Origin of the sequence: Micromonospora sp. CPCC 205558, from assembly GCF_036902955.1 — a bacterium.
Taxonomy (GTDB): Bacteria; Actinomycetota; Actinomycetes; order Mycobacteriales; family Micromonosporaceae; genus Micromonospora.
Window position 1 is genome coordinate 1 of the sequence record NZ_JBAKHR010000020.1, and the last position, 24,723, is coordinate 24,723.

General features: G+C 69.2%; 23 protein-coding genes. 12 read left to right on the forward strand and 11 right to left on the reverse strand.

Annotated features, from left to right (window positions below):
* Both V6U86_RS22005 and V6U86_RS22010 read right to left on the reverse strand, forming a co-directional pair.
* On the reverse strand, positions 1-561 hold a 561-nt coding region (locus V6U86_RS22005; RefSeq protein WP_334505919.1), incomplete at its 3' end, for an endo-1,4-beta-xylanase.
* A 470-nt stretch (positions 562-1,031) separates the two neighbouring features.
* Positions 1,032-2,039 carry a PaaX family transcriptional regulator gene (locus V6U86_RS22010; RefSeq protein WP_334505921.1) on the reverse strand — a complete coding sequence of 336 codons (1,008 nt, stop codon included), beginning with the start codon at positions 2,037-2,039 and terminating at the stop codon, positions 1,032-1,034.
* A 246-nt stretch (positions 2,040-2,285) separates the two neighbouring features.
* Here V6U86_RS22010 and V6U86_RS22015 point away from each other — a divergent pair, with 246 nt between their 5' ends.
* A complete protein-coding gene (locus V6U86_RS22015) occupies positions 2,286-3,623 on the forward strand; it encodes an extracellular catalytic domain type 1 short-chain-length polyhydroxyalkanoate depolymerase (protein WP_334505923.1) in 1,338 nt (445 codons plus the stop codon).
* An 82-nt stretch (positions 3,624-3,705) separates the two neighbouring features.
* Here V6U86_RS22015 and V6U86_RS22020 read toward each other — a convergent pair whose 3' ends face one another.
* Entirely contained in the window at positions 3,706-5,280 is a 1,575-nt protein-coding gene (locus V6U86_RS22020) for an arabinofuranosidase catalytic domain-containing protein (protein ID WP_334505925.1), read from the reverse strand.
* Between the two features lie 187 nt (positions 5,281-5,467).
* Entirely contained in the window at positions 5,468-7,303 is a 1,836-nt protein-coding gene (locus V6U86_RS22025) for an RICIN domain-containing protein (RefSeq protein ID WP_334505927.1), read from the reverse strand.
* Between the two features lie 298 nt (positions 7,304-7,601).
* Between V6U86_RS22025 and V6U86_RS22030 the strand changes: the two genes are divergently transcribed.
* From V6U86_RS22030 to V6U86_RS22045, 4 genes are all read left to right on the forward strand, one after another.
* Entirely contained in the window at positions 7,602-8,840 is a 1,239-nt protein-coding gene (locus V6U86_RS22030; protein WP_334505928.1) for a sugar ABC transporter substrate-binding protein, read from the forward strand.
* Between the two features lie 18 nt (positions 8,841-8,858).
* The gene (locus tag V6U86_RS22035; protein ID WP_334505929.1) at positions 8,859-9,830 is read left to right on the forward strand and encodes a carbohydrate ABC transporter permease; all 972 of its coding nucleotides are present in this window, start codon (positions 8,859-8,861) and stop codon (positions 9,828-9,830) included.
* The gene (locus V6U86_RS22040) at positions 9,827-10,651 is read left to right on the forward strand and encodes a carbohydrate ABC transporter permease (protein ID WP_334505931.1); all 825 of its coding nucleotides are present in this window, start codon (positions 9,827-9,829) and stop codon (positions 10,649-10,651) included. Before V6U86_RS22035 ends, V6U86_RS22040 begins: the two co-directional genes overlap by 4 nt.
* An 80-nt stretch (positions 10,652-10,731) precedes the next feature.
* Entirely contained in the window at positions 10,732-12,444 is a 1,713-nt protein-coding gene (locus V6U86_RS22045) for an amylo-alpha-1,6-glucosidase (protein ID WP_334505933.1), read from the forward strand.
* Positions 12,445-12,454: 10 nt separating this feature from the next.
* Here the strand turns inward: V6U86_RS22045 and V6U86_RS22050 are convergent, their stop codons facing one another.
* Entirely contained in the window at positions 12,455-13,468 is a 1,014-nt protein-coding gene (locus V6U86_RS22050; protein ID WP_334505935.1) for a LacI family DNA-binding transcriptional regulator, read from the reverse strand.
* Between the two features lie 198 nt (positions 13,469-13,666).
* On the opposite strand from V6U86_RS22050, the gene V6U86_RS22055 reads away from it, so the two are divergent.
* The 3 genes from V6U86_RS22055 to V6U86_RS22065 all read left to right on the forward strand — a co-directional run bounded on the left by V6U86_RS22055 (position 13,667) and on the right by V6U86_RS22065 (position 16,593).
* Positions 13,667-15,145, forward strand: a complete 1,479-nt coding sequence (locus tag V6U86_RS22055; protein ID WP_334505937.1) for an arabinofuranosidase catalytic domain-containing protein — start codon at positions 13,667-13,669, stop codon at positions 15,143-15,145.
* A 138-nt stretch (positions 15,146-15,283) separates the two neighbouring features.
* Entirely contained in the window at positions 15,284-15,631 is a 348-nt protein-coding gene (locus V6U86_RS22060; protein ID WP_334505940.1) for a PadR family transcriptional regulator, read from the forward strand.
* Positions 15,632-15,639: 8 nt separating this feature from the next.
* Positions 15,640-16,593 carry a hypothetical protein gene (locus tag V6U86_RS22065; protein ID WP_334505942.1) on the forward strand — a complete coding sequence of 318 codons (954 nt, stop codon included), beginning with the start codon at positions 15,640-15,642 and terminating at the stop codon, positions 16,591-16,593.
* Here V6U86_RS22065 and V6U86_RS22070 read toward each other — a convergent pair.
* Positions 16,483-17,280, reverse strand: coding sequence for an alpha/beta fold hydrolase (locus tag V6U86_RS22070; protein WP_334505943.1), 798 nt, complete (start codon positions 17,278-17,280; stop codon positions 16,483-16,485). The genes V6U86_RS22065 and V6U86_RS22070 overlap by 111 nt on opposite strands.
* A 44-nt stretch (positions 17,281-17,324) precedes the next feature.
* On the opposite strand from V6U86_RS22070, the gene V6U86_RS22075 reads away from it, so the two are divergent.
* Together V6U86_RS22075 and V6U86_RS22080 are read left to right on the forward strand one after the other, a co-directional pair.
* On the forward strand, positions 17,325-17,921 hold the full coding sequence (locus tag V6U86_RS22075; protein WP_334505944.1) for a VanZ family protein: 597 nt from the start codon (positions 17,325-17,327) through the stop codon (positions 17,919-17,921).
* 29 nt (positions 17,922-17,950) lie between these two features.
* Positions 17,951-18,904: a hypothetical protein gene (locus V6U86_RS22080; RefSeq protein WP_334505945.1), complete on the forward strand. Its 954-nt coding sequence runs from the start codon at positions 17,951-17,953 to the stop codon at positions 18,902-18,904.
* A 7-nt stretch (positions 18,905-18,911) separates the two neighbouring features.
* Here V6U86_RS22080 and V6U86_RS22085 read toward each other — a convergent pair whose 3' ends face one another.
* Genes V6U86_RS22085 through V6U86_RS22095 form a run of 3 tightly spaced genes read right to left on the reverse strand, consistent with a single transcriptional unit; the run spans position 18,912 to position 21,293 of the window.
* Complete coding sequence (locus V6U86_RS22085) at positions 18,912-19,691, reverse strand: MerR family transcriptional regulator (protein ID WP_334505947.1); 780 nt, start codon at positions 19,689-19,691, stop codon at positions 18,912-18,914.
* A gap of 46 nt (positions 19,692-19,737) precedes the next feature.
* Positions 19,738-20,499: an ABC transporter permease gene (locus V6U86_RS22090; protein WP_334505949.1), complete on the reverse strand. Its 762-nt coding sequence runs from the start codon at positions 20,497-20,499 to the stop codon at positions 19,738-19,740.
* Positions 20,496-21,293, reverse strand: a complete 798-nt coding sequence (locus V6U86_RS22095) for an ABC transporter ATP-binding protein (RefSeq protein ID WP_334505951.1) — start codon at positions 21,291-21,293, stop codon at positions 20,496-20,498. The genes V6U86_RS22090 and V6U86_RS22095 overlap by 4 nt, the downstream gene beginning before the upstream one ends.
* A gap of 227 nt (positions 21,294-21,520) precedes the next feature.
* Here V6U86_RS22095 and V6U86_RS22100 point away from each other — a divergent pair, with 227 nt between their 5' ends.
* Positions 21,521-22,975: an alkaline phosphatase PhoX gene (locus V6U86_RS22100; RefSeq protein WP_334505953.1), complete on the forward strand. Its 1,455-nt coding sequence runs from the start codon at positions 21,521-21,523 to the stop codon at positions 22,973-22,975.
* Positions 22,976-23,083: 108 nt separating this feature from the next.
* Here V6U86_RS22100 and V6U86_RS22105 read toward each other — a convergent pair whose 3' ends face one another.
* Complete coding sequence (locus V6U86_RS22105) at positions 23,084-23,500, reverse strand: VOC family protein (RefSeq protein ID WP_334505955.1); 417 nt, start codon at positions 23,498-23,500, stop codon at positions 23,084-23,086.
* 162 nt (positions 23,501-23,662) lie between these two features.
* Between V6U86_RS22105 and V6U86_RS22110 the strand changes: the two genes are divergently transcribed.
* Complete coding sequence (locus V6U86_RS22110; RefSeq protein WP_334505957.1) at positions 23,663-24,208, forward strand: GNAT family N-acetyltransferase; 546 nt, start codon at positions 23,663-23,665, stop codon at positions 24,206-24,208.
* A 2-nt stretch (positions 24,209-24,210) separates the two neighbouring features.
* Here the strand turns inward: V6U86_RS22110 and V6U86_RS22115 are convergent, their stop codons facing one another.
* Entirely contained in the window at positions 24,211-24,705 is a 495-nt protein-coding gene (locus V6U86_RS22115) for a YcxB family protein (RefSeq protein WP_334505958.1), read from the reverse strand.
* Positions 24,706-24,723: the final 18 nt, after the last annotated feature.

The following is a 24,723-nucleotide window of genomic DNA, read 5'->3' on the forward strand; positions in this document are numbered from 1 at the left end:
CGGATCCGCCGCCCGCGCCGCCCGGAACGCCGCCTCGATCCAGTCATTACCGGTGCGCTGCAGGTTCGAGTCCCGCCGTCCACCAGAACCACCATCGGCGAACGCCTCGTTCACCACATCCCAGGCATAGATCTTGCCCCGGTAATGCGTCGCCACCTGGGTGACGTGGTTGATCGCCGCGTTGCGCAACGCGCTACCCGACATTCCCTGCGCCCAACCCGGCTGCTGTGCGTGCCACAACAACGTGTGGCCCCGCACGCTCATCCCGTTGGCCTGCGCGTGACTGACCAGGCGATCACCACTGGAGTAGGTGAAAACGCCCTGTTGCGGCTCGGTGGAGCTCCACTTCATCTCGTTCTCGGGCACCACACTGTTGAACTCGCGGTTCAGGATGGTCGTGTAGGCGCTGGTGGAGAGCTTGTTGACGGCGACAGCCGCGCCGAAGTAGCGGCCCTTCTCGGCGGCGGCCGCCTTCAGGGTCGTGCCGGCCCCGGCTGCGGGAGTCAGCGCCACCGTCATGCCGGTGGTGAGGGCGACGGCGATGGTCGCCGCCGCCAGCATCGTTTTCATGGGTTTCATGGCGTTCCTTCTCAGTGGTTGCATCGGTGGTGGTGATGTGCCACTTCCATCGGGACGACTGAGCGGGGCGGTCATCCTGCCCGCCCGACATCAGCACGCACAGTCCGAGACGGCTGTCACCGGCACCTGCCGGGTCCCGAGGTGACGTCCGCATGCCCTTGCGGACGTCGTGATCGGAGGTACGCGCTGCGCGGCTCGCCCGGTGAGCCACGACAACGATCGTCCTCTATATCGAGAGTGAGCGATAACATGCCGTTCGTCAAGACGTAACGGGGCGTTCACGCCGATCTCCCGGAACGCCCCGTTTCACCCCGGCCCGAACGCCCAGAACCACCGTGCTCAGCGGCCGCCCGAGCGGTGGACAAGCCGCACCAACGCGCCACCGGGGTCGCACCGGACGGCAACCCTGTTATCGCTCACAGTCGTCGGCCGGCAGCAGCCGCCTCGCGGTTTCACGAGCAGCCGGTGGCCGAGCTACTCGGGGACGGCAGCGCCTGATCCTCGTCGGCGCGTATTCCGGCGACCAGGTCGGCGGTGGTGTGGGCCTCGATGCCGGGCTGCGCGGCGTCGGCGAACCGCTCGACGACCGCCCGGACGTGCCGCTCGGCGGGTGCGGCAAGGCCGTCGTAGACGGCTGCGAACAGCTCCCGCGCCGGCCGCCTGAGCCAATCCCGTGGCAGAAGCTCCACCGGCAGCTGCGGATCGAGGACGGGAAAACGCCGGAAGGTGTCCATGACCTCGGTACGGGCCCGCACCGCGGCGGCACCGTCGACCTGCCCGGACACCACCGGGGGCAACAGTGGCGTCCAACGCCGGAGGAACGCGTCGTAGCTCCGGCTGATCGCCTCGATGTCCCAGGCCTCGATCGGTGCGCGGTGAATGGTCGAGGCGAGCGCGGTCTGGCGCCCGCGAAACACCGTCACGGCGCCGAGGGTCAGCCGGTCCAGTTGGGCCCGAGCCGCAGGAGTCAGCTCCTGCGGCGAGATCCACAACCCGTCGTACAACGGCGCGTAACCGAGCCACCGGAGTTGCGCCCGCAGGGCCCGACGCTGCGTACTGCGATCCTGCGGCAGCGAGAAGGCGACGATCGTCCAGCACCCGTCCCAGCGCGCCGTCGAGGTGGTGGAGGCGAGGATCCAGTGCCCGCCGGCGGAGAGGTTGGCGGCGGCGGCGCGACTGAGCCGGTAGGAGCTGCGCCGCCCCAGTCGACTGCCCTCCAACACCCCACGGCGGGCCAACCGGCTGATCGCGGTCCGCGCTCCGGCCGTCGTCACGCCGGTCTCCCCGAGCAGAGCCACGATGGCGGCGGACGGGAGGGCGACCCGGGTCCGCAGGGTGTAGTCCGCCAACAGGGTCACGGCGACACCCTGGGGCGAGTTGCCGACCTGCCTGCGGGGCAGCCGGAGTGGATGGTCTCCGTCGTCCGGATAGATCTCGTCGATGTCGAAGAGGCTTGCCACAGGCGCTCCGTGCTCCTCGGGGACGGTATGACGACTGTAGACGGACCGCCGGCGCTACAAATAGAGAGCCCTCGATTGACACTTGTTGGCCCGGAGGGAACACTAATTGCCACGCGATGCCATCCGAAGCCGGGCTGGGCGAGCCACAGGTAGCGGGCAACGTGCGATCACCGCGGGAGACGGGCATCCCCGCGACCGGGTCGCACGGCCAATCCAGCCTGCACAGGCAATCGAAGGAGTCGTCCGTTGAAAATCAGAAGAAGACTGCTAGTCGCCCTGGCCGCGTCACTGGTGGCGGCCGGCCTGGTGGCCCCCACGGTCGGGCCCGCGTACGCGGCGTCACTGACCGAGGTGACCAGCTTCGGTGACAACCCGGGCCGGATGCGCATGCACGTCTACGTGCCGGACAACCGCCCGGCCCGGCCGGCGGTCGTGGTGGCCATGCACGGCTGCGGAGGGTCCGGCCCCGGTTTCTACTCCGGCAGCGAGTTCGCCAGCCTCGCCGACCGCTACGGATATATCGTCATCTACCCGTCGGCGACCCAGCAGGCCGGCTTCGGCAACTGCTTCGACACCTGGTCGGACGCCGCCAAACGCCGCGGTGGGGGCAGCGACCCGGTCTCGATCATCTCGATGATCCGGTACGTGCAACAGCAGTACGCGGCCGACCCGGACCGGGTCTACGCCACCGGCAGCTCGTCCGGCGGCATGATGACCAACCACATGCTGGCGCTCCACCCCGACGTGTTCAAGGCCGGCGCCGCGTTCATGGGCGTGCCGTTCAACTGCTTCGCCAACGCGGCGGACTACCCGCCCGGCAGCAGCCAGTGCACCGGCGGGAACATGAACCGGACCCCGCAGCAGTGGGGCGACGCGGTGCGTCAGGCGTACCCCGGCTATTCCGGGCCCCGCCCGCGCGTGCAGCTCTGGCACGGCACCAGCGACACGCTCGTGCCGTACTCGCTGCTGCAGGAGACGATCGAGCAGTGGACCAACGTGTTCGGCCTGAGCCAGACACCGACCTCCACCGACACGCCGCAGGCCAACTGGAACCGGCGTCGGTACGCCGACAGCAGCGGCACCGTCCAGGTCGAGGCGTACAGCATCCAGGGGGCCGGGCACAGCCTGCCCTCCGGTGGCATGGCCGCGTCCGCCATCGCGTTCTTCGGACTGACCAACCCGCCGACCACCCCGCCGCCGACCACGCCGCCCCCGACCACCCCGCCCCCGACCACCCCGCCGCCGACCACTCCGCCGCCGGCGTCCGGCGCCTGCCGGGTGGCCGTCGACCTCAACGCCTGGAACACCGGACTGACCGAGAACATCACCATCACGAACACCGGCACCAGTGCCGTCAACGGCTGGTCACTCGTCTTCACCCTGCCGGGCGGCCAGACCATCACCTCGGGCTGGAACGCCACCTACTCGCCCAGCTCGGGGCAGGTGACGGCCCGCAACGTCGCCTACAACGGCGGCATCCCCGCCAACAGCTCGGTGACCATCGGCTTCCAGGCCACCCACACCGGTAACAACGCCCGACCGTCCTCGTTCACCCTCAACGGCGCGTCCTGCACCATCGCCTGAGACCAGGCTGGCGTCAACGAGACCGTGCGCCGGTCACCACGCAGGTGGTGACCGGCGCACGACCCGTTCCGGCGTCGCCGGGTCAGCGGTAGCCGGCGCCCACCACGCTGGCCTGCACCGCGTTCTCGGTCGCGTCGGACGGGTAGCCGGCGACCATCGCACCCTCGTAGAAGGTGCCGGCGCTCAGGTTCGCGCCACCGTCGGGCTTGCAGCAGTCACCGCCACTGCCCAAGATGATCGCGCCCTGCTTCTTCATCGGGCTGTATCCCGGCGGGAGCGAGCCGTCGTACAGCGTGTAGAGGCTGCCGGACTGCGCGTCGCTGCCCTTGATGGCGAAGCGGGTGGTGCCGTTGTTCTTCAGCGTTGCGGTCACGAACTTGCTGGTGAAGGCACGCTGGTTCGGGTTCCAGGTCTGGCTGCCACCTGGGAAGAGGCCCCACTCCAGGTCCGCCTGCACCCAGGGCCCGCTGCCGGAGCAGCCGCCGAACCAGCACTGCTTGCTGAAGTTGATGGCGTCCATCGCCCCGGCGGCGTCGGCCTTGCGCGTCGTCTCGCTGTTGCCGTAGTCGAAGCAGCAGCCGCTGTTGACGTGGGTCCCGCTGGTGACCATGTACATGCCCTCGGGCGCCGCGCCGGTCGGCACGCCGGTGAGGTGCCCGTCGCGCCAGTAGCTGTTACCCGGGTTGATGTAGAGCGAGTACGCCTTGGCCCCGCCCACGGTCAGCGACTCCGAGGTCGCGACCGCCGGCTTGCTCTGGGGCGAGCCCGGAACCACGCTGGAGCCCTGGTACCAGAGGTCGTTTCCGCGCCCGGACTGGTCGAAGACGACAGTGATCACGCAGGTCGTGCCGGAGCAGAACGAGTCCTGCGTCGCCGCGTTGGCGGTGCCGCCGGTTGCCGTGAGCCCGATGTTGCGGGTCGTGTTGTCCGACGAGCGTCGGACCTGGTAGAGGTTGCCGGCGTACGTCTCGTAGAGCGCCCGGGTGGTGCTGTGCGCCGCGATGCACGGGGTGCCGCCGGAGGCGTAGATGTCGCACGGGCGCGCGCCGGTCGGCGGGTCGGTCGGCGGCGGGGTGGTGGTCGGCGAGGCCCACTGCTGGTTCGCGCCGCCGTTGCAGGCCCACAGGATGATCTTTGTGCCGTTCGCGGTGGCGGCGCCGTTGGCATCGAGGCAGAGCCCGGACTGCACGCCGGTGATGGTGCCGTTGCTGTTGACGTTCCACTGTTGGTTGTTCTGGCCGTTGCAGTCCCAGATGATCACCTGGGTGCCGTTGGTGGTGCCTCGGCCGGAGGCGTCCAGGCACTTGTTGCCGTACGCCTGGATCTGCTTCGCCGACGTCCACGTCCAGGTCTGGCCGGCACTGCCGTTGCAGTCCCAGAGTTGCGTCTGGGTGCCGTTGGTGGTGCTGGAGTTGGGCACTTCGAGGCAGCGGCCGGATTGGGTGCCGATGATTCGCGTGCTCTGCCCCGGTTCGATGGCTGCCGCCATCGGGGCGGCGGCTGCCTCGGCGATGGGCGACGGGGCGCCGGGGGCGGCGCCGATGCCGACGAGAACGGCGACCAGAGCACCCGCCAGGGCGGTCAGCCGTCGGGTGCGCTGACGTCTCGGGATGAGTTCACGGGCCTTTCCTGGCCCGAGGGGGGACGGGGTTCGCACGGGGTGGCTCCTCGGAGTCGTGGAGGCGCGGGGGAAGGTCGATGCGCCATGGGGGAATGGTGGCGGTGGCGAATCGATTCGCAGCGAATGGTATGACCTTTGTTTAATTCATGTCAATGAATGCAGTAGCGGGGCGATGCGCTGGCCGCCGGGTGGACGGCCAACGCATCACCTCCCCCCGGGACGCCTACCGCCCCAGAAGCCGCCAGGTCTGGTTCAACGGGCTGCCCTGGTTGACCGCCCGGCAGGGCCACTGGTGCACCTGCGCGCCGGCCGCCGTGGAGACCGCGTTGACATCGACACACTTACCACTGTGTCGGGCGACGAGTTGGTAGTCGTGCGAGTCGTTGCCCGAGTAGGTCACCTTGCGCAACGTGAACTGCTGGTTGAGCCCGTTCAGGCAGGTCCACTGGTGCACCGCCGCGCCGTCGGCGGTGGACACACCACTGACGTCGAGGCACTTGCCGCTCTGCTGGTTGACCACGGTGTAGGTGTTGGCCACGCCGGCCACCGGCCGGAAGTTCCAGAGTTGCTGGTCACCGCCGTCGCAGTAGTTCTGCTGCTGGACGTTGCCGTCGGCGGTGCTCAGCCCGGCGTTGTTCAGGCACTGCTGGGAGTGTTGGGCCACCGCCACCGACTGGAAGCCGCCGTCCGAGGGGGGCAGCAGCGTGACGGCGTAGGTGTCGGTCTGATTCGTGTACGGCAGAGTCACCGTGGCGTTGTTGTTGGACACCGTGACCACGATGTTCGAGACCGTGACCGGCCCCGCCACCGCGCCGCCGCCGTTGTGCGGGATGCGTTGGGTGAGCATCCGGACCTGGTTGTTCTGCACGATGCCGCTGGTGGTGTCGAGGCGTTGCAGGTTGACGGTCAGGTTGCCGGTGGTGCGACCACCGCCGACCAGGACCTTCGCCGCCCCGGTCGTCTTCGTGGCGTACGCGTCGTGCGACTGGCTGGGAGTCACCGCGACGATCTCCCCGACCTGGGAGGCGTAGAAGCGGTAGTTCCACCACTCCCCCTTGGGCTGGTGCTGGCCGGCCGAGTTACGGATCAACAGGTTGCCGAGGTCGTTGTGCAGGCTGCCGCCGCTGGCCCAGTTCGCCCGCAGGCCGTCGGCGCGGGCCCGCTCCAGACGCGCGATGTACCAGGCGCCGTCAGCCGGGTTCTGCTCGTCGGGCGCGCCGTACTCGTTGATCTGGTACGGACGCGGGTGGGCGATGCCGCGCGGGTCGAGGGTGGCGTTGGCGGCATTGACGTTCGCGACCGGGTCACCGGGCAGCGAGTGCCAGCTGACGATGTCCGGCACCGTGTTGGTCGAGCGGACGAAGTCCAGGTACTGGTTCCAGAAGGCGTGCGTGGTCGACGGTACGCAGGCGCAGCTCGGCCCGACGATGAGCTGGCTGGGGAACTCCGCCCGGATGCGCTGGTAGGTCCGACGCCACAGTTCGAGGTACTGGGAGATCGGCCGGTTCCAGAAGATGGTGATGTTGGGTTCGTTCCAGATGTCCCACTGCACCGACAGTCCGGACGCCCGGACGTCGTTGATCAGGCGGGTCAGGAAGTTGTCGTAGTCGGTCCAGTTGCCGTTGTCACCGGGGAAGCGGGAGATTCCGGCACCGTCGGCACCCCACAGGTCGTGCGGCAGGATGATGAACGTCCCGCCGAGGGCGGTGGTCCGACGCGCCTGGGCGAGTGTGGAGTTCCAGCGACGGTCGTAGGTTCCGCCGACCCAGCCACTCCCCGGAAGCTGCGCGCCGCCGGCGCGCATGTACTGGAACTTGACGTCCCGGTAGAAGTGGTCGGCGGGACCGCTGGCGTTCTCGGTCATGCCGTAGATCCAGCCGGATGCGCGGTAGGTCGGCGCACCGCTGGTGGTGGAGAAGTTGACGCTGATCGACTCGTCGGCGGCCTGGGCGGGGGACGAGACGACGGTGACGGCGGCAGCGGCGGCGAGCAGGCCGACGACGAGTCGGGCCGCGAACACGCGGGCTCGTCCTGACCTGCTGCGGGACGGGGTTTTCACGGGCGGCTCCTTGGTGGGGCGCGGGGGACGCTCTCCGGAGGGCAGCTCTTGCGAATCGATTCGCACGGATCGTAGGACTGGGAACTGAACGATGTCAATGAAGTGACGTCCCGGTGACGGCCATGTTGCCCAGCGATCCACCCGGAACGGCGGCCTGACTCTTGACCTTCGGGCATGGCCAGACCTATCTTCGGGCGAATCGATTCGTCGAATCGGTTCGCCTCATGGGTTGGCTGACCCAACCCGCGACGATCAACCCGCCCACCCACCTGACGATCGATGTGAAGTGAGGCAGCAGATGACCGGACTCAGCCGTCGGCGGCGCCTGGCCGCCGTCGCCGTGATAGCTCTCGCCGCAGTGACCACAAGCGCCTGCTCGTCGTCCGCCGACGACCCCACCGACGGCGGCGCCTACCTCGTCTGGGACCCGTACCCGCAGTTCGCCGACGACTCCGACTGGGTGGCGCTGCTCAAGAAGTGCGGCACCTCCGCGGGGGTGACGGTCGAGCGCACCGGCTACGACACCACCGACCTGACCAACAAGGCACTGCTCGCCGCCCAGCAGGGAAATTCACCGGACGTGCTGATCGTGGACAACCCGGTCATCTCGACCCTGGCCGAGGCTGGCGCGCTCACCACCACCGACGACAACAAACTTGACGTCTCGGCCATGGAGAAGAACCTGCTCGGCGCCGGTCAGAGCGACGGCAAGACCTACGGGGTGCCGATCGGGGCGAACACCCTCGCCCTCTACTACAACAAGGATCTGCTCACCGCCGCCGGCGTCGATCCCGCCACCGTCACGGACTGGACGTCACTGACCACGGCACTGACCAAGGTCAAGGCCAAGGGGAAGAAGGGCATCACCTTCTCCGCGATCGGCACCGAGGAGGGCAGCTTCCAGTTCCTGCCCTGGTTCTGGGGATCGGGTGCCCAACTGACCAGTCTGGACTCGCCGCAGGCGGTCTCCGCGCTGACGCTCTGGACCGACTGGCTCAAGCAGGGCCACGCCCCGAACTCCGTCATCAACAACACCCAGACCACCAGCTGGCAGGAGTTCGCCACCGGCGACTACGCGTTCGCCGAGAACGGCACCTGGCAACTGGCCAACGCGGAGAAGCTCGGCTTCGCGTACGGCACGATCCCGATTCCGGCCAGCGCGGGCGGCCCGGCCCCGGCACCCACCGGCGGCGAGTTCGTCTCCATTCCGGTGCAGAAGAAGACCGGCCGGTACGAGACGTCACAGAAGCTCGTCACCTGCCTGACCAACGCCGACAACCTCCTCACCACGGACACCACGCTCTCCTACGTCGCACCCGTCGCCGCCGTACAGGAACGACAGGCCACCGCGGACCCCAAGCTCAAGGTCTGGGTGGAGGCGGTCCGGGCCGCCAAGGGCCGCACCGGTGACAACCTCGGCACGAAGTACCCGAAGATCTCCGAATCGCTGTGGACGGCGGTGCAGTCGGCCCTCAGCGGGGGGAAGTCGCCACAGGAGGCACTGACCGCCGCGCAGAGCGCCGCCGCGACCAGGTAAGCGACCCGAACCGACACCATGCCCTCCACGACCGAGACCACTGCCGCCGTACGAGACCAGGGTGGGGCGGCGAGCGCCGCCCCGCCCGGGCCTCCCCCGTCCCGTGTCCGCCGGCCCAGCCGATGGTGGGCGTGGGGCTTCCTCGCACCGGTGACCATCTACCTGGCGGCCTTCTACGCCTACCCGCTCTACCGCAACGTCGAGTTGAGCCTGCGGGAGTACACAGTCCGGTCGTTCGTGCAGGGCGGAGCGCCCTTCGCTGGCCTCGACAACTACCGGACGGTCCTGACCGACCCGGCATTCGGGCCGACGCTGACGCACACAGTGGTGTTCACCGCAGCCTCGCTCGCCTTCCAGTTCACCATCGGCATGGCCCTGGCTCTCTTCTTCTACAAGCACTTCCCGCTGTCGCGCACGCTGCGGGCGCTGATCCTCGTACCGTGGCTGTTGCCATTGATCGTCTCGGCGTCGACCTGGTCGTGGCTGCTCAACAGCGACTCGGGGCTGGTCAACGCGGCGCTCGGCGTCGTCGGGGTCGACCCGGTCAACTGGCTCACGTCGCCGGGCTGGTCGCTCACCTCGGTGATCATCGCGAACGTCTGGATCGGCATCCCGTTCAACCTGGTGGTGCTCTACAGCGGCCTGCAGGCGATCCCGGCGGAGATGTACGAGGCGTCCGCGCTGGACGGCGCGACCGGGTGGCAACGGTTCTGGGGGATCACCTTCCCGCTGCTGCGTCCCGTCTCCGCGATCACGCTGCTACTGGGGTTGATCTACACGCTGAAGGTCTTCGACATCATCTGGATCATGACCAGGGGTGGTCCGACCGGCTCCTCCGCCACCCTCGCCACCTGGTCGTACCGGCTCGGCTTCGGCAACCTGCTGCCCGAGTTCGGCCCGGGCGCGGCCATCGGCAACCTGCTCATCGTGCTGGCGCTGATCGCTGGCCTCGTCTACATCCGGATCGAGCGGAGGCAGCAGCTGCGATGACCACCTCGACGCCTCGGGCCTGGTGGAAGACCGGCGTCGGCCTGGTGCTGACCGGGCTGATGCTCTTCCCCGTCTACTGGATGATCAACGTGTCCTTCACCCGGGACCAGGACATGCGAGCCACTCCCCCGCACCTGTTTCCCACCAACGGCACCCTGGACGGCTACCGGGCGGTGCTCGACCAGCAACTGCCGTACCTCGGCACCAGCTTCCTGGTCGGGCTCGGCACGGTGGCGCTGACCGTGGCACTGGCCGCCCCCGCCGGCTACGCGCTGGCGAAGCTCCGGCCCCCCGGCGGGCCGGCGCTGAGTTTCGTGCTGCTGATCGCGCAGATGATCCCGGGCATCATCATGGCGATGGGCTTCTACGCCATCTTCCTCACTCTCGGCGTCCTCAACACGCTGCCCGGCCTGATCCTGGCCGACACCACGCTCGCGGTGCCGTTCGGCGTCCTGATCTTCACGGCCTTCATGTCCGGCATCCCCGACGAGCTGCTGCAGGCCGCCGTGGTCGACGGCGCCGGTCAGCTGCGGACCTTCTGGTCGGTCGTGTTGCCGGTCAGCCGCAACTCGATCGTCACGGTGTCCCTCTTCGCGTTCCTGTGGTCCTGGTCCGACTTCATCTTCGCCTCGACCCTCGCCGGCGGCGGCGACCACCAGCCGATCACCCTCGGCATCTACCACTACATCGGCAACAACAACCAGCAGTGGAACGCCATCATGGCCACCGCCGTCGTCGCCTCGATCCCCGCCGCCGTGCTGCTGATCCTGGCCCAACGCTACGTCTCGATGGGCGTGACCGCCGGCGCCGTCAAGGACTGACCATCCACACCGGTCGAGGACCGACCACCCGCAGCGGTCGAGGACCGACCATCCGCAACACAGAAAGGCACCCGCCACCCATGACCGTCGCCCCGTCCGGTCCGGAGTTCGGAATCCAGGACATCCCGTTCAGCTACCGAGGATCCTGGTTCAACATCTCCCCGGTGGTAGCCGAGAAGACGTACGCCGACGATCTGCACCTGGTCTCCCACCAGACCGGGCTGCACCCCGTTCTGCGCCTCGCCCCCACGGTCGCCGGCACCACCGTCGTCGCCACGCCCGCGCTGCTGACCTGGCGCAACGGCGTCGACCGGATCGAGGCCGTCTACGACGGGCCGGACACCCTGCGGATCCGGGGACACCGGCTCGGCCTGCGGGTGGCCGCCGCCGCGCCCACCCTCACCCCGTTCAGCGGCACCTACCTGTACGCCGACCCGGTCGACGGATCACACGTCTTCACCTCGTACGAGACTGGTCGTCGCTACCGCATCACGGTGCTCTCCGGCGCTTCGCCGCGGACCGACGGCGTGCAGGCGCTCGGCACGGCCGACCGGTCCGTGGACCTGCGCGGCGACCAACCCTGGGAGATCGCGATCGAGGAGTACGCGACGGCCCGCCGCCCGTACTCCGGATCCGTCACCTTCGAGCAGTTGTGCAGTGACCGGGTCGCGGAGTTCACCGCGTTCGTCGACGCGATCGCGCCGTGGCGTGGTGCGGAGACCCCGGCCGCCGAGCTGGCCGCGTACGTCCTGTGGTCGGCCACTGTCGCGCCTGCGGGCTTCGTCACCCGACCGGCCGTACTGATGTCCAAGCACTGGATGGACAAGGTGTGGAGCTGGGACCACTGCTTCAACGCGATCGCCCTGGCGGCCGGCGACCCGGAGCTGGCCTGGCACCAGTTCCAGTTGCCCTTCGACCACCAGGACGAGACCGGCGCCCTCCCCGACTCGGTCACCCATTCCGAGGTCCTGCACAACTACGTCAAGCCCCCCATCCACGGCTGGGCCCTCCGTCACCTGCGCCGACGCCTTCCCCAGCCGCCGAGCCGGCTGGCGCTGGCGCAGACGTACGACCGGCTCGCCCGCTGGACCGAGTTCTGGCTGGACGCGCGGCGGGCCCCCGGCCACGACCTGCCGCACTATCAGCACGGCAACGACAGCGGTTGGGACAACGCCACCACCTTCGACGAGAACCGGGTCCTGGAGACGGCCGACCTCGCCGCGTTCCTGGTCGCGCAGCTTCGCTGCCTCGCCGAACTCGCCACCGAGCTGGGTGAGCCCGCCGACCGCTGGTGGCAGGAGGCCGACCGGATCCACGGGGCCATGCTGCGCGACCTGTGGGACGGCGAACGCTTCACCGCCCGTGACCCCCGCACCGGGCACCGACGAAGGAGCCGCAGCCTGCTCGACCTGATGCCCGTCGCACTCGGAGCCGACCTCCCGGCCCCGGTCGCCGCCGCACTGGCGCGCGGCGTCGAAACCCACCTGACCACGCACGGTCTGGCCACCGAGCCGACGGACTCGGCCCACTACCTCGCCGACGGCTACTGGCGGGGCCCGATCTGGGCGCCCTCCACCGTCCTCGTCGAGGACGGCCTGCGCCGGGCCGGGCAGACCAGGATCGCCGACGAGGTCAGTCGACGATTCCTCGCGTTGTGCGAGAAGTCCGGCTTCGCGGAGAACTTCGACGCCGAGACCGGCACCGGGCTCCGGGACCGCGCGTACACCTGGACGGCCAGCAGCTATCTCATCCTCGCCGCCGCTGCGGAGGAACGGCGGGTCAGGGGCGGGTAGCCGGGTCGGATCAGTGGGCCCGGACCGGACCGGTGCTGGAACGCAACGAGATGGGCGGGGTGTACAGCCGGTGTCGTGGCACGGCGCCGGGAGTCGCGCTCATCTCCAGCAACAGGGCCACCGCCTCGGCGCCCATCTCGACCATCGGCACATCGGCGGCGGTCAGCGGCGGGCGGAAGTCTTCCGCCCAGTGCTGCGCGGCGACTCCGGTGACGGAGAAGTCGCGTGGCACCGACAACCCGGCGCCCGTCAGCGCGCGCTGTATCCCGGGCAGTGCGGCCTCGTTGATGGTGGCCACCGCCGTGACCTCCGGGTGCGTCGCGAGCAGCTGCTCCATACACGCCTCGCCGGAGGCGGTGTCGTCGCCGCTGCAGACCTCCACGCCGGTCAACCCTCGCTCCAGCACCGCCGCCCGAAAGCCGGCCAGCGCGCGGTGGCTGGGGCCGTAGCCGGCGGCCACCAACTCCGCTGACCGGTTCACGAGTGCCACCTGCCGGTGCCCGAGGTCGGCCAGGTGCTGCACGCACCGGGCGATCAACCCGGCGTAGTCGATGTCGATCCAGCTCATCCCGTGCGGCTCGGCGGTCCGACCGATCGTGACGAACGGCAGCCCGGCGTTGGTCAACCGGGTCACCCGGTCGTCCGCCAACCGGATCTCCATCAGGATCACGCCGTCCACCCGACGCCCGGTGACGATCCGTTCGAAGGACCGGTCGTGGTCGCCGCCGGAGGGGGACAGCAGCACATCGAGGTCATGGCGGGCGGCCGCCTCGACGACGCTGGCGACGAAACCCAGCTGCATGTCGGTCAATCGTTGGCTCGCCGGCGGGATGACCAGCCCGAGGGTGCGGGTGCGCCCCTCCTTCAGCGCGCGGGCGCTGGCGTTCGGCCGGTAGTTCAACTCGTCGATGACCGACTGGATCCGTTGCCGGGTCCCCTCCGAGACGCTGCGTTTCCCGCTGAGCACGTAGGAGACGGTGCTGCGCGACACCCCCGCCCGACGAGCGATCTCCCCGATGTTCATCAATCGCCCTCGAATCGATTCTTGCCCCGACACGGGGACGCACCTTGCTCCGCCGACCAGCATATCCGTCCTCAGGCTCATCGATCGATTACCAACGCGTGCCAACTAGCGCCAATAGATGGCCGGCTATTAATGTCACAGGTATGACGTGTGACGTCAATTCCACCACCGCACCCACCCCGCAGGGGAAAGGATCCGATGAATGTGAAGAGAAGGCTGGGCCGCCCGATGGCCGCCGCAGCGACGCTGCTGGCCCTGGTCGTCGGCGTTGGCGTCTATGTGGTCTCGGACGCGCCAGGCGTCGCCCATGCGGCCGGCACGGGTCCGTGTGACATCTACGCCTCCGGCGGCACGCCGTGCGTGGCCGCGCACAGCACCACCCGCGCGCTGTACGGCGCGTACAACGGCCCGCTCTACCAGGTCCGACGATCGTCGGACAACACCACCCGCGACGTCGGCGTGCTGAGCGAGGGCGGCTACGCGAACGCCGCCACCCAGGACACGTTCTGCGCCAACACCAACTGCGTCATCACGATCATCTACGACCAGTCCGGCCGCAACAACCGCCTCACGCAGGCACCTCCCGGCGGCTTCGCCGGGCCCGCCCCTGGCGGATGGGACAACCTCGCCGACGCGAAGGCGGCCCCGGTCATCGTCGGCGGCCAGAAGGCGTACGGCGTCTACATCGCCCCCGGCACCGGCTACCGCAACAACAACACCAACGGTGTCGCGACCGGCGACCAGCCCGAGGGCATCTACGCGGTCGTCGACGGCACGCACTACAACCAGTGGTGCTGCTTCGACTACGGCAACGCCCAGACGAACAACCTGGCCGACGAACGCGCCATCATGGAGACCGTCTACTTCGGCGCCAACAAGCAGTGGGGCTACGGGGCAGGAGCCGGCCCCTGGATCATGGCCGACCTGGAGTGGGGCCTCTTCTCCGGAGTCAACGCGGGCTACAACAACATCGCGTCGATCAACCACCGCTTCGTCACCGCCATGGTCAAGGGCGAGCCGAACCACTGGGCGATCCGGGGCGGAAACGCGCAGTCAGGCAGCCTGACCACCTACTTCGACGGGCCACGCCCCAACGGCTACCACCCGATGAAGAAGGAAGGGGCCATCCTGCTCGGCATCGGCGGTGACAACAGCATCACCGGTCGCGGCACCTTCTTCGAGGGCGTACTGACCTCCGGCTACCCGACCGCGGCCACCGAGAACGCCGTCCAGGCCAACATCAACGCCGCCGGCTACGCACCGGCCGGAGGCAGCAACCCGCAGCAGAACGTCCAGGTCGTCGGCGCCCAGTCCAACCGCTGCGTCGACGTGCCGAACGGCACCAGCACCAACGGCACCCAGGTCCAACTCTGGGACTGCATCAGCAACAGCACCGCGCAGCGGTGGACCTACACCGCCGGCAAACAACTCCAGGTGTACGGCACCAAATGCCTCGACGCCAACGGCCAGGGCACCACCAACGGCACCCAGGTCATCATCTGGGACTGCCACGGCGGCACCAACCAGCAGTGGAACGTCAACTCCAACGGCACCATCACCGGCGTCCAGTCCGGCCTCTGCCTCGACGCCAACGCCGCCGCCACCGCGAACGGCACCAAGCTCATCCTCTGGGCCTGCAACGGCCAGCAGAACCAACGCTGGTCCACCCGCAGCTGACCCACCGCGCGATCGAACGGTCGTGCCGCCCCACGACGCAGCCGGGGGCGGCACGACTGGCGACGTCTGACACCGATGACGGCTCCGCCACGCCAGGACGTCCTTGCTTTATATATCGTGGTGCGATATATATCGTCTATGGACCTCAGTGAGCAGACGTTCCTGATCCTCTCCGCCCTCGCTGACCAACCCCGGCACGGCTACGCAGTGGTGACGGAGGTCGACCAGATGACCGACGGCAGGGTCCGGTTACGCGCCGGCACCCTCTACGGAGCCCTTGACCGCCTCGTCGCCCAAGGGCTCATCACCCCCGACCACGACGAGGTGGAGAAGGGTCGGCTGCGCCGTTTCTACAAACTGACCGATGCGGGGGCAGACGCCATCCGTGCGGAGAGCCAGCGGATGGCCGAGGCGGTCCGGCTCGCCGAGGAGCGCCTCAGCAAGCGTGCCGCCCGCAACGCTCCGCGCCTTGGGACCATCGGATGAGCCCGGGCATGAGCAGTCTGGAGCGACGATATCGACGGCTGCTGCGGCTGCTGCCAGCCGCGCACCGCACCGCCCGCGGCGAGGAACTGCTCGGACTGCTGCTCGACCTCGACCACGGCCGCCGGCACCCGAGCTGGCACGAGACCCTGCACATCATCGCCCTGGCGATCCGACTGAGACTCACCACGCCCGTCAGCACCACAGCCCTCACCACTGGCCTCAGTGCCCTGCTCGTCGCCGCCGGCACCCAGCCCGCCGGTCAGACCCTGGACCTGTTCACCGGCGCCGTCCTCGCCACCGACATGCCGGCCATCATCGCCAGCTGGCCGCAGATAGTCGTTCTCGGCCTGGTGCCCCTCGCACCGCTGATCGCCTGGTTGTGCGGCGCGGCCCGGACCGCCCTCACCCTGCAGGCGATATTCCTGACGGTCACCGTTGGTTGGTTCGTCATCGATGCTCGCAGCGGCGCCGGCCTGGGCGCCAACCTCGGCCAACAGCTCTTCACGACCGCCGTACCGGTCTCGATCCTCGTCCTGCTCGTGATCGCCGCCCGCGAGCGGTGGACCGCGCCCCGGCCGCGCCTGTTCTGGTGGGCCCTCGTCCCGCTCGGCGTCCTCGCCTGGAAAGGCACCGGTGAGTGGGGACGCCACGGCGTCTACGTTCTCGACGCCGCGCCGACGGTCCTGGGGATCCTCGCCGCCGCCACCGCCGCTGTCGTCGCCGCCTTCGCGGTCCGCCGCCACCGGCCCGCCGTGATCGTCGGCGTCGGACTCACCGGCTTCCTGGCCGGATGGCTCATCCCCGACCCGCTGCTCGTCAACACGGCGATGCAGCACTTCGACGGTCAGCCGCTACCCCTGGCGATCCTCATCACGGTGATCGCGGTCGCCGTTACCGGCATCAGGCACCTCGCCCGTCGCCGCATCCCGAAAAGAGCGGTCCCTCTCAACGTCAACCGATGAGCCCGTGATGCGCTGAACACCAGCTTCGGGTCGGACGAGCGGCAGCCGCGGCAGAGCACGATCCGCTGCGGTCGCCAGATCGCGCTGCATCACCGTCGCCACCTCGCTCAGATCGTCGTTCAGCTGGTGATCGCGACCGGGGAGCAGGTGCAGGTGCGCCTGCGGGATGACTGCGGCGTACCGATCTGCGTGTGACGGTGGCGCCGTGTCGTCCTGGAGGCCGTGGAACACGTGCACCGGCACTCCGGGCGGCAGCCTTGCGCCCAGATCGGGCGGCAGTTCGAACTCCTCACCGGCCCAGCCGCCAGCACCGACGAAGGGGGCGGCGATCAGCACGATCGCACCGAGCGCCCGCTCCGGTGGCCGTTCGCCGAGCGTGTGGACGAGGAGCGTCCCGCCGACCGAGTGACCCACGACGATCGCGCCGTCGTCCAGCGCCGCGATCTCCCGCCGGATGGCTACGCCCCAGGTGGCGTAGCCCGGATCGGCTTCGTCGGGCATCCGCGGGTAGTGGACCTCGAACCCGTCCCCGAGCTCACGGCGCAAGCTGTCGACCAGCCTGTTGTCCCAGTCGTCGTGTACGCCGGCACCGGCACCCTGGATGAACAGGATCTGCGGGGCTCGTTCAATCGCCACGCTGGTGTGTGCCCGGCGCGCGGGTGCCACAAACGGGCGATCGCCCGCCACCCGGACCGGGTAGGTTTCGGGGCTGGGCGAATGGCGGGGGTCGGATGGTCAGGGATTGGCACGGCTGGTTCGGTACGTTCAACGGCGTCGTCCTGATCACGGTCATCGTCCTGCCGTTGGCCGTGCTGGCGGTGTGGGCCCTGGCCCGCCGCCGACGCGCCGCCGGCACCACGTCGGCATGGCGCACGTCGCTGGCCGATGTCGGCATCGTCTACGGCACGATCCCCTGGGTATGGATGATCATGCTGCCGGGTGACCAGGCCGGCGCGGTCCCCGGCCGGGTGACAGTGGTGCCGCTGCGCGACCTGTTCACGATCTTCTCCGACGGAGGGCCGCTGACGGCGACGGTCCAGGTCGTCGGCAATCTGCTGGTCTTCGCGGCCCTGGGGTTCTTCGCCCCGCTGCGGTTCCCGGCGCTGGCGTCGGTGCCGCGCGTCCTGTCTCTCGCGGCCGGCTGCTCGGTCCTGGTGGAGACCGCCCAGTACGTCCTGCGGCTGGACCGGGTGTCGTCGGTGGACGATGTCCTGCTCAACGCCGCCCGCGCCGGGCTGGCGGCGCTGGCGTCCCGCCGTTGGTGGCGCGACACACCCGACACGCCCACAGATCGTCGACCTCAGCCGGCCCCGGCAGCGGGACGCTGAGCGTCGGAGCTGGGAGCTAACATCCGCTGGTGATCGAGGATTTGATCAGGAGAGCGGCGGACGAGGACGACGACGCGATCGAGGAGCTGGGCGAGATCGCCGCCGCCGATCCGCAGAGACTGTCGCCGTACCACGGGGCCCTGCTCGACCTCGATCTGCTGTGGCCGGCGACGTTGTACCGGGCGGCGGGCGCCGACGTGGTCGGCCGGGTCATCGAGCAGGTCGACGGCGGGCGGACGCCGGACCGACTCAACCATCTGCTCCTCATCCTGGCCCACAGCGCTCACCCGCTCGCCGAGGACGCCCTGCGTCGCTGGTCGACGCACCCGCCAGCCGGTGCTGACGACCTGCACGTGGGGGTGCTGAGCTACGCGGCCGAGGGCGGTTGGACGATCGGCCCGGACGGCAACCGACGGGACCTGTGCGCTGACGTCGCGTACCGGTGGGTCATGCGGGACGCGCCAGCGTCCGCGGACCGATCCGCCTGCCCCTGGTGCGCGTCCCCGCTCTGGATCGCCGCCGACCTCGACACCACCGACCCCGCCATCGGCGCCGCGCTGGCCCACACCGGCTGGTCCGGCCGCCTGGTCGTCGAGACCTGCCACTTCTGCGCCTGCTACACGACGCTGTACAGCCGGGTCACGCCGGCCGGTGCCACCACCTGGTGGGCCGACAACACCCGGCCGAGCTACCTGGGCGGCGATACCGGACCGGAGGACCCGCCGACCCTGCTCCCGGTTGCGGGGCCGGCCCTGGCGAGCCCGTACCAGGCCAGTGCCTGGAACCAGGGCGGCTCCACCCTGGGCGGCCGACCGGACTGGATCCAGGACGCCGAGCACGCCGACTGCCCCGGGTGCGGGGAGCCGATGGACTACGTGGGCCTGATCGGCGGCGCGGACCTGGACGAGTTCGGCGAGGGCGCCTACTACCTGCACCTGCACCAGCCCTGCGGGTTCGCCGCGGTCAACTACCAACAGAGCTGACAGTCGATCAGGTGGACGGCTCTGCCAGCCGCTCCAGCCGCGCCAGACCATCCCAGCCGCGCTCGCGCATCAGATCCAGCAGTCGCTGCACCCGCGGGTCCGACTCGACGGCCAAGGCGTCCAGAAGGTCGAACGGTAGATCGTCCTGCGCCACCTCACCGAGGTCGATCTCACCAGAGCGGTATGCCTGCTCGGCGAGGCTCGCCAGGATGTCGGCGGCCTCCACCAGAAGCGCGTCGTCGCCGGTGTCGCTCTCGAAGATCTCCGACAGGATCCGGTAGAGCCGAATGAGCTGCGGGTCGTCGAGCTGCGCGATCTTGCCGGGCATCCATTCGCGGACGCGATCGGGCCAGCGAGCCGACATCAGGATCCAGCTGTCCCGCTCACCCGCCACCACCCGCTCGGAGACGCCGATGTCCCGGAGCCGGTCGAGGTAGGTGATCACCTCTGGTGCGAGCGCCAGCCGATCCCCGGCGGCGAGTTGCGCGATCTGCTTCCGGCTGGCCTCCAGTCGTGCGATCTCGTCGCCCAGTTGTCTGTCGATCTCCTCGACCGCGGCCGCGAAGGTCGACGCGTCGGCCTCCAGCATCTGACCGATCTGGGACAGCGGCACGCCGGCGTTGGCGAGAATCCGGATCCTGATGAGGGACACCACCGCCCCCGCGCTGTACCGCCGGTAACCCGAGGCGTCCCGCTCGGGCTCCGGCAGCAGGCCGATCTGGTGGTAGTGCCGTACCGCCCGCACCGTGACGCCGGCGTACGCCGCGAGTTGACTGATCGTCAGCATGCCCTGATCCTGCCCCTCAAGTCGCTCGGCCCCACTCGAATCCAGCTCAGGAGATCTTGCGGCGGTAGGTCAGGTTGGCGAAGAGGTAGGCCACCACGAGGATGCCGACGCACCAGGCGAGAGCGGTCCAGATGCCCGATCCGACCGGCTCCTGCGCGAAGAGGTCTCGGATCGCGTTGACGATGGCGGTCACCGGCTGGTGCTCGGCGAAGGCGCGCACCGGGCCGGGCATCGACGCGGTGGGCACGAAGGCCGAGCTGACGAACGGCAGGAAGACCAGGGGGTACGAGAAGGCGCTCGCGCCGTCCACAGACTGAGCGGTGAGGCCGGGGATCACGGCGATCCAGGTCAGCGCCAGGGTGAACAGCAGCAGGATGCCGGCGACGGCGAGCCAGCCCAGCACGCCCGCGCCCGTGCGGAAGCCCATCAGCAGGGCGACGAGGACGATGACCACGAGTGAGATCACGTTGGCGACCAGCGAGGTCAACACGTGCGCCCACAGCACCGAGGAGCGCGCGATCGGCATGGACTGGAACCGTTCGAAGATGCCGCCCTGCATGTCCAGGAAGAGCCGGAAGGCGGTGTACGAGATGCCCGAGGCGATCGTGATGAGCAGGATGCCGGGGAGCAGGTAGTTCACATACGAGTCGGAGCCGGTCTCGATCGCGCCGCCGAAGACGTAGACGAACAGCAGCATGAAGGCGATCGGCATGACGGCGGTCGTGATGATGGTGTCCGGGCTGCGGGCGATGTGGCGCAGTGAGCGTCCCAGCAGGACTGTGGTGTCGCCGACAAAGTGCTTGTTCATCGTTGTTCCTTCTCGGTCTTGGCGCCAACGAGGGTGAGGAAGACGTCCTCGAGGGTCGGTTGCTTCTCGACGTACTCGATCTCGGCGGGTGGCAGGAGCTGCTTGAGCTCGTCGAGGGTGCCGTTCACGATGATTCGTCCCTCGTGGAGGATCGCGATCCGGTCGGCGAGTTGTTCGGCCTCGTCGAGGTACTGGGTGGTGAGCAGCACCGTCGTGCCGCCACGGGCGAGTTCCTTGACCGCCTGCCACACCTCGATGCGCGCCTCCGGGTCCAGCCCGGTCGTCGGCTCGTCGAGGAAGATGACCGGCGGGTTCCCGATCAGGCTCATCGCGATGTCCAGACGGCGACGCATGCCACCGGAGTACGTCCCCACCCTCCGGGTGCCCGCCTCGGTCAGCGAGAAGCGCCCCAGCAGGTCGTCCGCGATCGCACCGGGCTCCCTGAGGTGCCGCAGCCGGGCGACCAGGACCAGGTTCTCCCGCCCGGTGAGGATCTCGTCGACCGCCGCGAACTGCCCGGTGAGACTGATCGAGTTCCGTACGTCGGCGGCCTGGGTCGCCACGTCGAAGCCGGCGACCCGGGCCGTCCCGCCGTCCGCCCGCAGGAGCGTGGCCAGGATCCTCACCACGGTGGTCTTGCCGGCCCCGTTTGAGCCGAGCAGGGCGAAGATGCTGCCCCGCGCCACGTCGATGTCGACGCCGCGCAGCACCTTCACCTGCTTGAATGACTTCTCCAGGCCGTGCACGCGGATCGCGGGCTGCTCGACCTGAGCGCTTGTTGGCGAATTGCTCATGGCGGCAGCATGGAGGGTTGACGCAGCGTCAAGGTCAAGCCCGACCCGGCTGGTGTGGTGGCCCGCTCGATGAGCCAGCCCCCGTGCCACCGGCCGCCGGCGACGCGTGCGCGACCCTGACTCTTCACTCCGATGTCACCGCCCGATCCCACGGGTGACGTGTCGTTGTCCGTCCGCAGGAGTTGGCTGCCAATCGACGCACTTGCCTCGACCAGGAGCTGATCCCCGTGCCTTCCTCTCGTCGTACCTTCCTCGCCGGAGGCGCCGCCGCCGGCGTCGGCCTTGCGGTCGCAGGCGGCCTGCCGTCCCTGGCCCAGGCCAGCCCGGTCCGGCCGCACCCGCCGGTGAAGCCCGGCAACGTGCCCTTCCCGCCGCTCGTGGACGACCCCAAGGGAATCCTGGCCCTGCCCAAGGGTTTCAGCTACACCATCGTCACCCGGACCGGCGTCACCCGGCTCGACCGCGGCCAGGGCGTGACCCCGTCGGACCACGACGGCATGGCCGTCTACGACGCCGGCCACGGCCGATACACCCTGATCCAGAACCACGAGATCGACCCGGGTGCCGAGTTCGGTGTGCCCCACATCAAGGGGACGGTCTACGACGCGGGCGCCGTCGACGCCGGCGGTTGCACCGTGATCAAGACTGACCTGGCGGGCCGGAACCTGGGTGAGTTCGTGGCGCTCTCCGGCACCATCTCCAACTGCGCCGGCGGGCCGACCCCCTGGGGCACCTGGCTCACCTGCGAGGAGACCGAGGACCGGGCCGGCGACAAGTGGGCAGAGGGCGGCCGGTCCGGCGTCTACCAGAAGGACCACGGCTACGTCTTCGAGGTGTGGGCCGACGGCAGCGCCGACCCGAAGCCGATCAAGTGCCTGGGCCGCTACTCCCACGAGGCCCTGGCCATCGACAAGGACCGCACCCGGATCTACCTCTCCGAGGACGCCGACGCGCCCAACGGCCTCTTCTACCGCTGGACGGCCCCGCACGGCGTCAAGCTGGGCCCCGGCGTGCTCACCCGCCTCGCACCGAACGCCGGTGTCCTCGCCGCGATGCAGATCATCATGGATGACGGTTCGGTGCTCCCGGACGTCGCGTACCTGACCTCCGCCCAGTTGGGCCGCCCCTTCCCGGTCCGCTGGATCGAGGTGCCGGACCGCGACGCGCGCACCAGGTCGGTGCGCGAGCAGTTCGCCGACGGCCAGGTCACCCGCGGCCGCAAGTTCGAGGGCGTGTGGGCCACCGACGAGGGCGTCTACGTGGTCAACTCGTACGCCTGGGACGAGGGTGACCTGCCGGCGGACGCCGCGCCGCACGACGGAATGGTCTGGTTCTACAACTTCAAGAACCAGACCATCCAGCTGGTGACGTACTTCCCGCACCAGACCCAGTCCGAGGAGGGCGCTCCGGTCAAGTACACCGACCTCACCTTCGACGGCCCGGACAACGTGACCGTCACCCCGTGGGGAAGCCTCGTGCTCGCCGAGGACGGCACGGGCGCCTCGCACGTGCTCAGCACGGTCCCGGGCGGCCCCACGTACGCGATCGCCCGCAACCAGCTCAACGACTCGGAGTTCTGCGGGCCGACCTTCAGCGCCGACGGCAAGGTGCTCTTCGTCAACATGCAGGACCCCGGCCTCACCCTGGCCATCACCGGTCCGTGGGAGAAGTACCTGGGCTGACCGAACCCGAACGTGGGGGGCCAGGCACCCGCCTGACCCCCACCAGGTTCGGCCGCCCGCTCAGCAGACGGGCGGCAACGTGAGCCGCTCCGGCCGGGCGTCGGTCACTCAGTCGAGGCAGAACTCGTTGCCCTCGACATCCTGCATGTTGAGGCACGACTCGTTCTCGCCGTCGGCGAGCAACAGCTGCCCGCGTACCGCGCCGAGCGGGACCAGTCGCGCGCATTCGGCCTCAAGGGCTGCCAGACGCTCTTCGCCCACCAGCCCGGTGCCGACCCGCACGTCGAGGTGCACCCGGTTCTTGACGACCTTGCCCTCGGGCACCCGCTGGAAATAGAGGCGCGGACCCACCCCGGCGGGATCACTGCACGCGAACCACGAGCCCGCCTCGCGATCGACATCGTCCCAGGTGGCGAACCCCTCCGGTGGCGGCGGCGGAACGTATCCCAACGCCTCACACCAGAAAAGACCGACGCGCACAGGCTCGGCGCAGTCGAACGTCACTTGAATCTGCTTGACCGACATCCGTTCACCTTATGGGTCGTGCTGCCGCCGCTGGTCCCCGTACCCCCTGGTCATCGCTCAGGGGCGCGGATGCCGACACGGAGGGCCGGTGCCGCGAAGCCGGTCTGCGTCGGGCGCGTAATCGGCTTGTGTCAGCTCCCGAGGGCTGCTTCGCTGTGGCCCGTGACCGAACTTCGTACGCCCCGACTGCGCCTGCATCCCATCGACTCGGCGGAGGGTGAACGCATTGTCGGGCGGCGTCCCGGGGCCGGGGACGACTGGGCTGAGGACTTCCCGTTCGACGGCGACATCCTCGGCGTCCGGGGCTTTCTCGCCGCCACCGCCGCCTACGGCGACCGCCGCCCATTCGGGCACTACCGGATCACCCGGGTCGCCGACGGGAAGGCCATCGGAGGAATCGGGTTCAAGGGTCAGCCGGACAACGGGCGCATCGAGGTCGGTTACGGCCTTGCCCCATCGGCCCGGGGGAACGGCTATGCGGCGGAGGCGCTCGCCGTCCTGCTCAGCCTCGCGACCGATCACGGGTTGTCGTGCGTTGTCGCCGAGACCACCGACGACAACGTCGCCTCCCGGCGGACCCTCGAACGTGCCGGTTTCCGGCACGTCGGCAGCAACGATGATCTTCACCGGTACGAGGTAACCCTCGGCGCCCCTTGGCAACCGACCCAGGCGGCGCAGCCCCGTCCGCCAGCAGCCGGTGGCAGCTGAACTCAGCTCTCCAGCAGCCCTCGTGAGACCAGGTGGGCGCGCAACGTCTCGGCATCCTCGGCGGACATCAGCCAGCGCGGGATCACGGTCGCCGGCATCCGGCCGACGTAGACAACCCAGAAATCCTGGACGTCGCGCACCTGGGCGACCCCGTCCCAGGCGATGCCGCCGGACTCCGAGCCGCTGCGCATCATGATGTTGTCATCGGTGATGTCGTAGGCGCCCTCGACGGCGTAGCTGCCGGAGCGGCGTCGGGCACGCGCCAGCACCCAGGGGCGGTACAGCATCGACAGCACGCCGGCGATGACCAGCGTCGTCCAGAGCGGTGACGTCCGCTCACCCCACCCGAACCCCCGCGAGACGACGAGACCGATAACCCCGACCGCCGTCAGGACCGCTCCGATATAGCCGAATCTGCGCAGCCGGACGCTGCCGAGGGCAGCGGCCACCCGGCCGGGGTAGTCAGGGTCGGCGGGGACGTCAAATCGGATGTGCACGCCAGAACGATAGTGCCT